The organism is Kocuria nitroreducens (genome assembly GCF_042879195.1).
Taxonomy (GTDB): Bacteria; Actinomycetota; Actinomycetes; order Actinomycetales; family Micrococcaceae; genus Kocuria; species Kocuria nitroreducens.
In genome coordinates this window covers 1-13,757 of the sequence record NZ_JBHZTC010000036.1, presented here as the reverse complement: position 1 = coordinate 13,757, position 13,757 = coordinate 1, and the positions used below count along the sequence as shown (strand labels likewise).

General features: G+C 68.0%; 13 protein-coding genes. 8 read left to right on the top strand and 5 right to left on the bottom strand.

Annotated elements, in window-relative coordinates; translation table 11 throughout:
• Positions 1-133 precede the first annotated feature (133 nt).
• From ACFYE1_RS16675 to ACFYE1_RS16660, 4 genes are all read right to left on the bottom strand, one after another.
• Positions 134-397 (bottom strand): YHS domain-containing protein, encoded by a 264-nt coding sequence (locus tag ACFYE1_RS16675; protein WP_387745428.1) that lies wholly within the window; start codon positions 395-397, stop codon positions 134-136.
• A 31-nt stretch (positions 398-428) separates the two neighbouring features.
• The gene (locus ACFYE1_RS16670; RefSeq protein ID WP_387745425.1) at positions 429-2,744 is read right to left on the bottom strand and encodes a heavy metal translocating P-type ATPase; all 2,316 of its coding nucleotides are present in this window, start codon (positions 2,742-2,744) and stop codon (positions 429-431) included.
• Positions 2,745-2,810: 66 nt separating this feature from the next.
• A complete protein-coding gene (locus tag ACFYE1_RS16665) occupies positions 2,811-3,764 on the bottom strand; it encodes a heavy-metal-associated domain-containing protein (RefSeq protein ID WP_387745422.1) in 954 nt (317 codons plus the stop codon).
• Positions 3,761-3,973, bottom strand: a complete 213-nt coding sequence (locus tag ACFYE1_RS16660) for a heavy-metal-associated domain-containing protein (RefSeq protein WP_387745419.1) — start codon at positions 3,971-3,973, stop codon at positions 3,761-3,763. Before ACFYE1_RS16660 ends, ACFYE1_RS16665 begins: the two co-directional genes overlap by 4 nt.
• Positions 3,974-4,287: 314 nt before the next feature.
• Between ACFYE1_RS16660 and ACFYE1_RS16655 the strand changes: the two genes are divergently transcribed.
• The 4 genes from ACFYE1_RS16655 (at position 4,288) to ACFYE1_RS16640 (ending at position 8,013) form a co-directional block, all read left to right on the top strand.
• Positions 4,288-5,160, top strand: coding sequence for a hypothetical protein (locus ACFYE1_RS16655; RefSeq protein WP_387745416.1), 873 nt, complete (start codon positions 4,288-4,290; stop codon positions 5,158-5,160).
• Between the two features lie 47 nt (positions 5,161-5,207).
• Positions 5,208-5,738: a carboxymuconolactone decarboxylase family protein gene (locus ACFYE1_RS16650; RefSeq protein ID WP_387745413.1), complete on the top strand. Its 531-nt coding sequence runs from the start codon at positions 5,208-5,210 to the stop codon at positions 5,736-5,738.
• A gap of 84 nt (positions 5,739-5,822) precedes the next feature.
• Entirely contained in the window at positions 5,823-7,148 is a 1,326-nt protein-coding gene (locus ACFYE1_RS16645) for an MFS transporter (protein WP_387745410.1), read from the top strand.
• 523 nt (positions 7,149-7,671) lie between these two features.
• Positions 7,672-8,013 (top strand): metal-sensitive transcriptional regulator, encoded by a 342-nt coding sequence (locus ACFYE1_RS16640; protein WP_387745407.1) that lies wholly within the window; start codon positions 7,672-7,674, stop codon positions 8,011-8,013.
• A 402-nt stretch (positions 8,014-8,415) separates the two neighbouring features.
• Here ACFYE1_RS16640 and ACFYE1_RS16635 read toward each other — a convergent pair whose 3' ends face one another.
• Complete coding sequence (locus tag ACFYE1_RS16635; protein WP_387745404.1) at positions 8,416-9,054, bottom strand: Abi family protein; 639 nt, start codon at positions 9,052-9,054, stop codon at positions 8,416-8,418.
• A gap of 760 nt (positions 9,055-9,814) precedes the next feature.
• Here ACFYE1_RS16635 and ACFYE1_RS16630 point away from each other — a divergent pair.
• The 4 genes from ACFYE1_RS16630 to ACFYE1_RS16615 all read left to right on the top strand — a co-directional run bounded on the left by ACFYE1_RS16630 (position 9,815) and on the right by ACFYE1_RS16615 (position 13,334).
• Positions 9,815-10,396, top strand: coding sequence for a hypothetical protein (locus ACFYE1_RS16630; RefSeq protein ID WP_387745401.1), 582 nt, complete (start codon positions 9,815-9,817; stop codon positions 10,394-10,396).
• Positions 10,397-10,718: 322 nt separating this feature from the next.
• Positions 10,719-11,534: a hypothetical protein gene (locus ACFYE1_RS16625; protein ID WP_387745398.1), complete on the top strand. Its 816-nt coding sequence runs from the start codon at positions 10,719-10,721 to the stop codon at positions 11,532-11,534.
• Positions 11,535-11,976: 442 nt separating this feature from the next.
• A complete protein-coding gene (locus ACFYE1_RS16620) occupies positions 11,977-12,714 on the top strand; it encodes a flavodoxin family protein (protein WP_387745395.1) in 738 nt (245 codons plus the stop codon).
• Positions 12,715-12,863: 149 nt separating this feature from the next.
• On the top strand, positions 12,864-13,334 hold the full coding sequence (locus tag ACFYE1_RS16615) for a hypothetical protein (RefSeq protein WP_387745392.1): 471 nt from the start codon (positions 12,864-12,866) through the stop codon (positions 13,332-13,334).
• Positions 13,335-13,757 lie beyond the last annotated feature (423 nt).

Below are 13,757 nucleotides of genomic sequence, written 5' to 3'. Positions count from 1 at the left end.
CTACCAAGACCCCACCGAGCCTCAGACCTCGCCATCCGTGGCCCTGGCCGCTTGACGAAAACCATAGAGGCCCCCCCCCCCCGTGCCGGCTCGATAGTCGGCACGGGTGGCGCAGAACCTGTGGGGGCCGGGATCAACCGGCGTGGGCGTACTTGGCGGGGTCGGCGTCGAAGGCCGGGCCGCAACCGGCGCAGCAGAACCAGTAGCGTTGGCCCTGGTAGTCGCGGAAGAGCCCGGCTGCCTCGGCGGCGGCCGTGTCGACCGGGGTGCCGGCCATGACCGGGCACTGGGCGATCGCGTCATCGGCCTGGGCGGGGCTGGTGGTCAGGGCCAGCTTTTGGGTGGGGGTGTCGTCGGTGGCGTGGCCGCCGCAGCAGCTTCCGGTGGTGTTTCCCATGGGTGGTGTTCCTTTCGGTGGGTGGGTGGGTTCAGTCGTCGATCGGCTGCCGCGCCCTCGGGCGGAAGGCGGCCGATGACGGGGTGGTCGCCTGGGTGGTGAAGGTGCGCAGGCGGAGGCTGTTGGTAACCACGAAGACGGAGGAGAAGGCCATCGCGGCTCCGGCGAGCATCGGGTTGAGCAGACCGGCAGCGGCCAGCGGGATCGCGGCCACGTTGTAGGCGAAGGCCCAGAACAGGTTGGTCTTGATCGTGGACAGGGTCTTGCGGGCCAGGCGGATCGCATCAGCGGCCGCGCGCAGGTCCCCTCGGACCAGGGTGAGGTCGGCGGCCTCGATGGCGGCGTCGGTGCCGGTGCCCATGGCCAGACCCAGGTCGGCCTGGGCCAGGGCCGCGGCGTCGTTGACGCCGTCACCGACCATAGCCACGACCTTGCCCTGCTCCTGCAGCTCGGTGACCACCCGGACCTTGTCCGCCGGCATCACCTCGGCGATGACCTGCTCGATCCCGACCTGGGCGGCGACCTCCTTGGCCGCGGCCTGGTTGTCACCGGTGAGCAGCACCGGGGTCAGGCCCAGGGCGCGCAACTGGGCGATGGCCTGAGCACTGGTGTCCTTAATCGCATCGGCGACCACGAGCACTCCGCGCACAGCCCCGTCCCAGGCCACGACCACGGCGGTCTGCCCGGCGGCCTCCGCATTTGCCTTGGCCGTAGCCAGGTCGGCGGGCATAGCCAGGGCCCACTCCGCCAGCAGGGATTCCCGGCCCACGGCCACGAGGTGGCCCTCGACCACGCCTTGGACACCCTTGCCCGCCAGGTTCTGGAAGGACTCGGGGGTGGGCAGGACCCCGACCCGGTCGGTGGCACCGCGGGCGATGGCTTGGGCGATGGGGTGCTCGGAGGCGTTCTCCACGGCCCCGGCGATGCGCAGCAGCTCGGTCTCCTCGATGCCCGGCGCGGTGTGCACGGCACCGAGGGTCATCTTGCCGGTGGTGACGGTGCCGGTCTTGTCCAGGACGATCGTGTCGATGCCGCGGGTGGACTCCAGCACTTCCGGGCCCTTGATAAGGATGCCCAGCTGCGCCCCACGCCCGGTGCCCACCAGCAGCGCGGTGGGGGTGGCCAGACCCAGGGCGCACGGGCAGGCGATGATCAGCACCGCCACCGCAGCGGTGAACGCGGCCGTGACCGGGAACCCGGCGCCGAGCCAGGCGGCCAGGGTGGCCGCGGCGATGGCGATGACAATGGGCACGAACACCCCGGAGATCCGGTCGGCCAACCGCTGGACCTCGGCCTTACCGGACTGGGCGTTCTCCACCAGGCGGGCCATCTGTGCCAGCTGGGTGTCCGAACCGATCCGGGTGGCGCGGATGACGAGCCGGCCCCCGGCGTTGACGGTGGCCCCGGTGACCGGGTCACCCTCGGCGACCTCCACGGGCACGGACTCACCGGTGAGCATCGAGGCGTCTACCGCGCTGGAGCCGCTGAGGACCACACCGTCGGTGGCGATCTTCTCCCCGGGACGGACCACGAACTCATCTCCTGCGGCCAGCTGGTCGGTGGAGATGCGGGTCTCGGCCCCGTTGCGCAGCACGGCCACGTCCTTGGCCCCGAGTTCCAGCAGGGCGCGCAGGGCGGCCCCGGCCTGGCGCTTGGAGCGCTTCTCGAAGTAGCGGCCGGCCAGGATGAACAGGATCACCCCGGCGGCGACCTCCAGGTAGATGTTGGCCGCCCCATCGGTGGGAGCCACCGACAGTTCGAAGGGGTGCACCATGCCCGGGGTGCCGGCGGTGCCGAAGAACAGGGCATAGAGCGACCACAGGAACGCCGCGGTGGTGCCCATCGAGATCAAGGTGTCCATGGTCGCCGTACCGTGGCGCAGATTGGTGAAGGCGGCCCTGTGGAAGGGCCACCCGGCCCAGACGATCACCGGGGCGGCCATCGTCAGGGACAACCACTGCCAGTAGGTGAACTGCAGGGCGGGGATCATCGCCATGGCGATCACCGGGATCCCCAGCACCGCGGCACCGATCAGCCGGTGGCGCAGGGCCCGCAGTTCGGTATCGGGGCGCTCAACGGCCCCGGTCTCCTGCTGCTCCTGCCGTGCGGCGGGCACAGCGGCGGAGTAGCCGGTCTTCTCCACCTCCGCGATCAGATCCCGCAGGTCGTAGCCGGCCGGGGCGCTGATGCGGGCGTTCTCGGTGGCGTAGTTGACCGTGGCGGTGACACCATCGAGCTTGTTGAGCTTGCGCTCGATCCGATTGGCGCACGAGGCGCAGGTCATCCCACCGATCTCAAGCTCAACGTCGGTGCCCAGCGCCTGCGGCTGGGCCGAAGATGCAGACATGGAGTGCTTCTTTCTCTCGATGCGGGTCATCTGTCCGGTCTCGCCCATCAGTGACGGACCAGTGGATCAGTGGCCGCTGTGCTCGTCAGCGGCGGTGTCGGTGGATTCGGTGGTGTCCAGGGCGAACTGGGCTGTGTGGACCTTCCCATCAACCTGGAAATCGAAGTAGAGGTAGTACCGGCCCGGGGTCGGGGCCGTGGTGGCGAACTCCACACCCGGCCCGGAGACCTCCCCGGCGACCGGCTCAGCACCGTCGGGGTGGACGTGCAGGTAGGCCAGGTCACCTTCGCGCAGTGCCACCAGGTGCCCGTAGGCGCCCAGATAGGGCTCCAAAGTGGTCACCGGCTGCCCGTCGCGGGTGACATTGAGGGTCAGCTCCGAGGCGGACCCGGCCGACAGCTCGCCCTCCACCGAGACCTCGAACCCGTGGACCTCGTCGGTGGCGGACACCGTCGGGGCGGCCGGTTCCAGGGCTCCGGCCACCTCCACGGTGCGGGTCAGCGTCAGGTTCTCGCCCGCGCCGGCCGGAGTGATGTCGGCGTAGATCCGGTAGGTCCCGGCCACTTCCCACTGCCAGGGGATGGACCAGCGCCCGGCCTCGTCCATCACGGGGTGCACGTGGCGGTAGCCGGTGCCGTCGGAGCGCACCACGATCAGGTGCGCCTTCTTCTCGTGGGAGGTCTCGAAATCTGTGACCGCCGCCTTGTCGGGGCCGGTGATCGTGAAGGACAGTTCCTTCTCCTCCCCGGCGGCCTCCGGGGCGGAGACCTCCTGGAGGAGGTAACCGCCCTGCTCCACGGCCACGCCGCGGACCGGGGACTCCTCCGGGGCCGTGCCGGCCGAAGCCGCCGGGACGGCCTCCTCCTCATGCCCGTCCTCAGGGTGCTGGGCCCCTTCGGTCTGCTGGGTCCAGGCCGTGACCGCGTCTTCAGGCACCACGGCTCCGGCCGCGGCGAAGGCGCCGGTGAACACCACCGCCACCCCGGCCGCATAGACCCCCAGTCGTCCGGCGGCATTCACTGCGACCGCACCCCCTGGTAGCCGGCTTCCGCGACCGCGGCGAGGACCGCTGCCTCGTCGACGGGCTGGTCGCTGGTGACCACGAGCGTGCCGGTCCGGTGACTGACGTCCACGGCCTGCACCCCGGGGACCTCCTGGACCTCTTCGCGGATCGACAGCTCGCAGTGCCCGCAGGTCATCCCGGTCACCTGGAACTCAGTGGTAGTCATGGCGGCATCCTTCCCTTGTGGTACCCCTAGGGGGTACTTGTACACCCCGAGATATACCCCGTATGGGTATATCTGTCAAACAGGAACGCGAGCTCCCCCCTTCCCCTCAGGCCCCAACTGCCCCCGCAAGGGAGGGCCATTTCCTCCATTGGAAATACCCTAGGGGGGTATATGGTTCTGTGAGTATCCAGTCCACGGGACAGCCCAGCGAAAGGACTCTGATGGACGACCACGAACTTCATGGCGGCGTCGGCAGCCCCGACGGGCCCTTCCGGGGAGTCAGCGAGAACGCACCTCACACAGATGGAGACACGATGAACAACCACCACGGCGGCCACAGCAACCACGGCAGCACTCAACCCGGAGGCCTGTTGGTTTCCGAGCACGGGTACACCCTCGAGCTGGACTCGACCATCCTCGCCAGCCGTCGGCAGACGGTCACCTTCCGGGTGATCGGCCCCGACGGGCGGGCGCTGACCGGATTCAGCCCGACTCACGAGAAGGAACTGCACCTCATCGCCGTCCGGCGCGACACGGCCGGTTTCCAGCACGTGCACCCGGTAATGGACGAGACGGGAACCTGGAGAGGGGACCTGGACCTGACGCCTGGGGATTGGCGAATCTTCGCGGACTTCCACCCAAGCGGCCACGGCCCCATGACACTGGGGATCGACGCCTCGGTCGCCGGCCACTATGAGCCGCAACCGCTCCCCGAGCCCGTCCGGACCGCCCAGGCCGGGCAGTACACCGTCAGCCTCGACGGGGAACTTATCCCGGGCGAACCCAGCGAGCTCACCTTCAGCGTCAGCAGGAACGGTGAGCCGGTCGCCGATCTGCAGCCATACCTGGCCGCCTACGGGCACCTGGTGGCCCTGCGGGTCGGGGATCTGGCCTATCTCCACGTCCACCCGGTGGGCGAGCCCGGTGACGGCATCACCGCGCCGGGCCCGGAGATCCTCTTCGTCGCGACCGCGCCCTCGGCCGGTCTCTACCGCCTGCACCTGGACTTCCAGTCCGAGGGCGTCGTACGAACCGCGCAGTTCACGGTGCAGGCCACCGGCCCCGCCCACGGTTCGAGCGAGGCCTCCCGGGCCGCACCGGGACACGACGACGCCGGCAGCCACCACCCACACCACAGATCATCCGGCCGCGGCGGCAACGCCCCAGAAGGAAAGAGCACCCGATGAATGCCACCCACGCCCCGGAACACGCCCTCCGAACCCGAAGGACCACCATGCCTCGCCTTGCCCGACTCACACCCGACACGGCGGTGGGCACCTCCCGCGATCTGCTGTCCGATCTGGTCTCCCGCCATGGACAGATCGGGGACATGGTCTCCATGATGGCGCACTCACCAGCTGTTCTCGGCGGCTACCTCCAGCTCAGCCGGGCCATGAAACGAGCCAAGCTAAACCGCAAGGTCAGCGAACGCATCTCGATCGCGATCAAAGCCCAGCAAGGATGCGCACTGTGCCTGGACTCCCACGTCAACGCCGCCCGCGCCGTGGGCGTGGAGGAGGAAGAGATCGAACGCGCCCGCGCCGGGACCTCTGCCGATCCCGCGATCGCAGCGATCACCACCCTCGCACTCCAGATCTACCGGCAGCCAACGACCATCACCGACGAGCAGATCCTCGCCTTGCGCGACCACGGCTACAGCGATCGCGAGATCGCCGACGTCGTCGGCATCGTCGCCCTCAACATCCTCACCGGCGCCTTCAACCTCCTCGCCGGCCTGAGACCAGACCACCACCCCGGTCCGTAAGGACACTGCAACCTCGCACCCTGGGGGCGTCCCCGGCGCGAGACCGTGCCCCCCCCCCCAGCACGAAGATGGAAGGAACGAACCATGCGCTTGTTCGCGATCCGCGACTACCGCCACCTGTACAGCGCCCAGATCATCGCCCTGTTCGGCACCGGGCTGACCACGGTCGCTCTCGGGCTGCTCGCCTACGACCTCGCCGGCCCGCGCGCCGCTTTGGTGCTCGGCACCGCCCTGACGATCAAGATGGTCCTGTACGTGGTCATCGCCCCCCTCGCGGCGGCCTACGTCGATCGGCTCCCCCGAAGGATGTTCCTGGTCGTCCTCGACGTGGTGCGCGCCGGGGTGGTCCTCGCGCTGCCGTTCATCACCGAGGTCTGGCACATCTACGTCCTGATCGGCCTGCTCCAGTCCGCCTCGGCGGCGTTCACGCCCACATTCCAGGCCGTGATTCCTGACATCGTGACCGACGAAGCCCAGTACACCCGTGCTCTGTCCGCCTCCCAGGTGGCCTACACCATGGAGAGCCTGCTCAGCCCCGTGCTGGCGGCCATCGCGTTGAGCTTCATGACCTACAACTCGCTGTTCCTAGGCACCTCCGTCGGGTTCGTCCTCTCCGCCGTGCTCGTCCTGTCCACCCGCATCCCCAATGCCCGCCCCAGCGCCCACACCAAGGCATGGGACCGGGCCGCGGCAGGGATCAAAATGTTTGTCAGAACACCGCGACTGCGCGGGATCATGGCGCTCAACCTGGTAGTCGCCGCGGCCGGGTCGATCGTCATCGTCAACACCGTCAACTACGTCCGTGATGTTCTGGGCGGTTCGCAATCAGATGTTGCCTGGATGCTCGCCGCCTCCGGGGGCGGAACGCTGCTGGCCGCCCTCGCGCTGCCGCGCGTTCTAGACCGGATCACTGACCGCACTGTCATGATGACCGGTGCTGCGGTCCTCGTGGTCGGAACGCTGGCTGCGGTCACCCTCACCGCCGCTGGCCTGGTCACCTGGGTCGGCACCGCCATCACCTGGATCATGATCGGCAGCGGTATGGCGATGATCGTCACCCCGACCGGCAGAGTCCTTCGCGGAGCGGTGGAGCCGAACGGGATACCCCAGGTTTTCGCAGCCCAGTTCTCGCTGTCCCACCTCGCCTGGCTAATCACCTACCCCATCGCCGGCTGGCTGGGCACGTACTCCGGTTTCACCCTCACCTGGTCCGTCCTGGCGGTCCTCGCCGCGGCAGGCGCCGCCGGCGCCCTCTCCCTGTGGCCGGCCCACGACGGACGCGCAGCCGTGACCGCTCCTGCAACGCCGGCACGACCCACGCCTCAAATGAACATGGTCATGGATACGGAGGCCGGCATCGCAGAAGGCACTCTGGCCGCCTGCCAGTGCGCCGGCATACGCACCCTGTGAACGCAGCGGAGCCGCAATGGGCCTGCCTGCTGAGTAGGAAGGCCCATTGCAGGATCCACGCGGCCTGGCGTACGACCAACCGAATCCGTGCCTCTCGCCCTTGATCAGCAGTTCCAGCGCGGCCACAGCGGCCATGACGATGATGCTCACCGAACCCGGCGGAGTGGCGGTGCCCGCGACCCTTTCTCCGCCGAAGCCGCTAGGGCCACATCAACGAGGACGCCGCCGCTCCGACGCCGGACCTGATCACCAGCCCCGCCCCGGCCGATGGTGCGATGGCCTGGTACCTGAGCTCATCCGGCGCCTCGGTCGTGCGGACCCACGGCCTCTGCTGCGACGACCAGGGTCAGCGATACTGGTTCTGCTGCCTCGTTGCGCCCGAGTCTTCGGCACCGACCCCGTCAAGTACGCGGGGGCCTGACCCCGCGCAGCACCATTGGCCCCGGCGGCCCCCGGGCCAGCTCCACAGCCGGTCCAGGGCCGCCCGCCCACACGAACGCGACCGAAAGACGAAGACATCACCATGGACACCACCCCTGTCCCCGAGTCCACCACCGACACATCTGCCCTCGGGTGTCAGGCCGCCCACGGCTACATCAGCGACAAGGACCGCTATCTGGCCCGCCTCAAGCGCATCGAGGGCCAAGCCCGGGGCATTCACCGGATGGTCGATGAGGAGCAGTACTGCATCGACATCCTCACCCAGATCTCGGCCCTGACCTCCGCGTTGCGCAACGTCGGACTGGGACTGCTCGATGACCACATGAAGCACTGCGTCGCCGACGCCGCCCAGCTCGGAGGCGAGGCCGCCGACGCCAAGTTCAAGGAAGTCTCTGATGCCATCGCCCGCATCGTGCGCGCCTGACCTCCCCAACCACTCCACCCTCGGCGCCAGCGAGTCCCACTCGTTCCGCCGACACGCCGCAAGACCTCGAAACGCTAGGGCGAGGCGGGGTGCGTGCAGTGGGCGTGCGCCCGATCCGCACGCACCTGGTCACCGCACCGGGTGAATCACACCAGTGACGATAGATACAGGCGGTCGGCCAAAAAAGGACCCACACGGCAACGCGGTCCGCCGTTAAGGGGCCTTATGTCAACAACGACTTCATCTGGGTTCTCTACACATCGTGAGGTTCCGGGCAATGACTTCGATACTTCCCCAAGTGGCTGTTCACCTGTATTCACTCCGTCGAAGCGTCGCCAGGTGATGTGTCGAGCCGGCTGAGCACGGACCGACAGTAGAGGATCGCCGGCAGGGTTAACGAGCTCATGGCCGTCCGGGGCGAGAGACCATCAGGGCGTGCACCCGTGAGGTTTCCCACAGCCATTGGGGTGCCTGGGCGTCGACGTAGCCGGCGATGAAGGTGAGATCGGCGAAGTGCTGGGCCACGTTGGTGTGGAAGATCGGTTCGTGATGAGCCACCCGGTTCCGCAGGTCGTGCACTCGGGCCACCACCGTCTCCAGTTCCTGCCGGCTCCGTTCGTGCCGGGGCACCCCTTGGAAACCGCCCTGGACGCGGGGCCACACGGTGGACTGATGGTGGCTGGTGAGCAGGTAGCGCCAGAACCCGAAGGTCAGCTCCGCCACGACCCGGCCGGGTGTGGCTTGGCGGCCGCCGCGGCCTGCACGTCCTTTCGCCGTCGCGATTTCTCGCTGAGATTTTTGGTTGAACCGGTAGTACGGGTCGTCGTACCAGGCGCCGTGGGTGGAGTGCGGGGCCAGTTGGGCGTGGACGACGTTGCGCAGGAGCACTTCGACATGTCCGATGAGTTCGAAGAACGCCCCCGTTAGTTCCGCGTTCCACATGTAGAGCGTCACCGTGTCCTCGGGAGCGGCGGCGTACTTGGACAGCCGGTCGGCACTGACCCACCCTTCGAGTTGAGCCTGGCTGGGAACGAAGGGCACTTGATGCCTCACTTCACGGTGGATAGACTGAATGGCGAAGACCCCAGAACGATCCCTGCTCTGAAAGATCGAGCACATCGCTGGGGTTTCAGCTTTTAACCCAGGCTATCGGGGTGCCGCCACAACTTTGGGATCAGGAGGGCACTCCCAGCGTCTTCATCGGTTCCGGCGGTGAAGTGAAGCAGACGTGCACGATGTGCACACTGGACCCCCCGTGAGACGGCGGTAGCAGGGCTGCCTCGGCGGAACGGGCAGCACTGATGCACGATCGGCTGCCGGTTTCGATCCGCCTGCCCCCGGTTTCCTGGGCGTTCCAGCGGCCACCGCTGTTCACCTCGGGGTGAACATTTTGGTGAGACTACCCGTCCGCGCAGGGGTTCGCTCCGAACTGTCGATATGAGTGGAAGTACCGTCCACCCCACCGGGGCAGAGCCTCACGTTCTGATGTCCTTCACCACGGCGGGCACCGGCCCCAGTGGCCGAAGAGGAAACCCGGCCTGGTGCCAGCGACCGGCGCGCAGGAGCTCTCACAGCAAGTCGGTGAGGCACTCCCGCGGCGGAACCGGCACCGCCACAGGCGGGACAACGCGGCCAGGGGGTCGGCAGTCTATCCCCTGCACGGCACCTGGATCGGGGGACATGTCTGCACGGGCGCGTCACCGTCGCCTCCACTGCGCCAGCAGCTGGGTGCCCGTCCCATGACACCGGTGGTGGGACCACTGACGCGACCCCGAACCATTCGCACCCTCTGGAGGTCAGCATGAGCAGTCCCCTCTTCCCGATGAGCAACTCCTCTGCGCAGCTCACCGAGATCAACCGGGTTTTGACCGGGCTGAACCAACGACTGCACACGCTCTCCGGTGGCGCCGCGGTGGCCGCAGTAGCCCAGGCCGCTGTGCACTATCTCCCCGGTGCCCGGTGGGCCAGCGTCACCGTCCTGCGACAAGGGCAACTCCGCACCCTGGTGGCCACCGCCCCCGTGGCCCAGCAAGCCGATGCCCTCCAGCACGAACTCGGCTCGGGCCCGGGCGTGGAGGCAGACCTGGCGGGCACCGTCCACCTGGTTCCCAACCTGTCCCAAGAGCCCCGATGGGCGCGATTCGGCACCCGGGTGAGCCAGCGACTCGGGGTGGCCAGCCTTCTGGCCTACCGTTTGCCTGTGCTGGAGGACCCGGAGACGACGGTCGGGCTGAACCTGTATTCCGATGCCCGCGACGCCTTCGACGGGCAAGCCCTGTGGGCCGGCGGCGTCCTGGCCAGCCACGGCGCCATGGTCGTCTCCGCGCAACTGAACCGGCAACGGTCCGAGCGCCCTGCACAGCGGCCGACGACCCGCCCGTAGGATCGGCGCCACCCTCAGCGCGCCGGGGACCCAGTACGAGGAGCAGCCAGGAGGAAGCCGCCCCCAAGTTGCACCCGATCGGCCCTTACCCCTACTGGCCCCTGTGCACCGCCCCTGCCGGTGACAACGACGCTTCGGCGGACCGCCAAGACGCCGACCCCAGCCAGTGCCACCTGCCCCGGTTGATGCATGGATTGCCCTGGTTCACATGCCGGTGAGCGGTGGTCCGCGTGTTGAGCTCTCCACCGCCGACAGCCGGCCTCTGAGGGTACTGAGCGGGACACGTACAGTGACGTTCATGACGGAGCTGCTCTATGAGTGGATGACGATCACCCAGGCCGCCGCAGCCCTGGAGGAATATCTGGCCGAGCGTGACCCGGCCCTGCAGCAGCTGCGCACGGGATGGGCCGATCACGGGTTGAACCCCGAGGAGAAGCTCGACGGGACCGTCGGCTCCGTCGTTTCCGTGTGGGAATGGATCACTACCCGGGTCACCGAGCTCGGGGTCGACCCGAGATCACTGACCCAGGACCCGACCCGACCCGGTTGGCCCAGCTGGGCCCGGCACGGGATGCTCGTGGACCCGCACCCGCCGGCCGAGTCCCTGGCCCTGGTCGACGGGTTCGCCTCCTACCTGGGGCAGATTCTCACTACCGCCGTCCCTGAGGCGTCGTGGCAGATCGGGCATCACCGCATCAACGACTTCCCGATGCTCCACCGCCCGGTGCTGGCGGGAGCCGAGCACCAGGTCTTCCTTCCCGGTCTGCCGATCTACAGCGCCTACCAGTCCGCCCAAGGACGTGACCCGATGAGCGGGGTGGAGATGGTCGAGCATGTGCGCCGGACGATTTCCGCGTTGCGCGGGCAGGGCCCGGAGGCGGCCACCGCCGAGGAACCGTACGTGACCGTCGTACCCGAGGTGGACTGTTTCGACGTCGGTTTGCGCGCCGACATCGCCGAGAATCATTCGGCGCTGGTGGATCGGATGATCGCCGAGCTCACCGACCGTGACGGCGTCGAGTCGGTCCACCGGTACGGGCCGGCCGCACTCGTCGTCAACGCCCCGTCCTGGGAGGAACTGCGGCTGCAGATGTGGCTGACCCTGTGGCTGCAACGCCACCTGCCCGCCGACAGCTGAGCGCAACAAAGCTGTCTGCTGCTGCCCTGGGTCCGGCATCGGACGGCAGGGCCTGCGCCCGTGATCCTGACAAGACAGTGAATCGGAGTCACGATACGAAACGCCTGCTGCGCGAAAATCGCCACTGATGGGGTGCGTCGTTGACCACCGGCCCGCCTGGCTGCGGCACCCGCCCAGCGTCTTCGACTGAGCCAACCGCCAGCCACCACGCGGCATCCACGGTAGGGGGGGGCCGGGGGCCCTGTTCTGGAGGGCCACCGCGTGGGAGGCTGGTCTCAGGGCTGGAGTGGAGTTTTCTCTCCGCCGGCCACCAGGCGTTGGCTAGCGGTGGATGACCCGGCCCCTGGGTGGGTACGTCGTCCACGGTGCGCGGTGCCCCTGCCGGGCCAGGATCAGGTGGGCGTGGCCGGGCGCCTCAGGTCAGACGAAAGGGGCCGTTGCGATGAACGCTCACGAAAAGGCGTCGGGTCACCAGTGGGATTTTGCGGGGTTGCGGGCGGTGTTTTTCAACTGCACGCTCAAGCGCAGCCCCGAGCTGAGCAACACCTCCGGGCTGGTCGATCTCAGTGCCGGGTTGATGCGCCGCCACGGGGTAGCGGTAGAGATCATCCGCCCCATCGACCACCCGATCGCCACCGGGGTCTACCCGGACATGACCGAGTACGGGTGGGCCGAAGACGCCTGGCCGCAGCTCTTCCAGCAGGTGAAGGCGGCGGACATCATCGTGGTGGCCGGCCCGATCTGGCTGGGCGACAACAGCTCGGTGACCAAGCAGGTCATCGAGCGTCTCTACGCGATGTCGTCGATGACCAACGAGGCCGGGCAGTACATCTACTACGGCAAGGTGGGCGGGGCGCTGATCACCGGCAACGAGGACGGGGTGAAGCACTGCGCGATGAACATCCTCTACAGCCTCCAGCACATCGGGGTGACCATCCCCCCGGGCGCCGACGCCGGATGGATCGGGGAGGTCGGACCGGGCCCGAGCTACCTCGATGAGGGCTCGGGAGGACCGGAGAACGACTTCACCAACCGCAACACCACCTTCATGACCTGGAACCTGATGCACCTGGCCCGGATCCTGCGCGAGGCCGGTGGCATTCCCGCCTGGGGCAACCTGCCCCGGGCCTGGGAGAAGGGCAATGATTTCGGATTGCACCCCAACCCCGAATACCGCTAGGCCCACCTCACCGACCACTTGGTGCGCCAAGGCTGCCGGCCGGCCAACAAGGCGCCCGACAGGGCAGACCCGAAGCGCTCTGCCGAGGCGGGACGTCATGGTCGGCGCGAGGATTGCAGACCGGGTCCGGTCGGACGAGAATCCGGAGCATGTCGCAGGCAAAGCAACCGTCCCTGGTGGAATCGATCGCCCGGGGCATGGTGGCCGGTGTCGCCGGGACCGTGGTGATGACGGCCTTCCAGACGTTCGTGGAAATTCCCCTGTCCGGGCGCGAAGCCAGCTACGCCCCGGCCGACTTCGCCGAGAAGATCCTGCCCCTTCACCCCGACACTCCGCAGGCACGCCAGCGGCTGAACTGGGTGACCCACTTCGCCCTGGGAACGATGTGGGGCACGGCCTACGGCATCACCGCCCACACCGGTCTGCGCGGACCCAAGGCCATCGCTGTCGTGTTCGCCACGGTCTACACCACGGACGTGCTGCTCAACACCGCCCTGGGGCTGTACCAGCCCACCACTTGGACCAAGCAGGACTGGGCCATCGACCTGCTCAACAAGTTCGTCCAAGGAGCAGCCACCGGAGTGCTTTACGACAACGTCTTCCACCCCACCACCTCCTAGACTCCGGAGAACGGGCGCGTTGTCGCAGAACAAGCACACCGGTGTTCGAGCGGCCGGGGACAGTCGGTGTGCTACAGGACGCCGGGGCCGCGAAACACCGGTGAGCTGGTGACCTGCCTCCCTACCTGCGGCGGGGAATACGCACCACCCCGTAAGTTTCCCGGCCTCGTCCTGCCGGTGACCGAGCCCACCACCGGGGTGACCACGACCACCGTCACCATCGGTGCCGAGGCCGCCGCTTAGAAGGCTCGCCGAGCCTGACCGCTGTCCTTGCGGACAACCTCCTGCCCGGGTTGGGACCCCAACCCCTGTTGCCACGCGATCGGGACTGATGCACGAACAGGTGACACCTTGACCTGACCTACAGTTTGGTTTCCAGTTGTCGTCGCTAGCCGAAGGCCTTCATGGAAGGCTCGTCGCTAT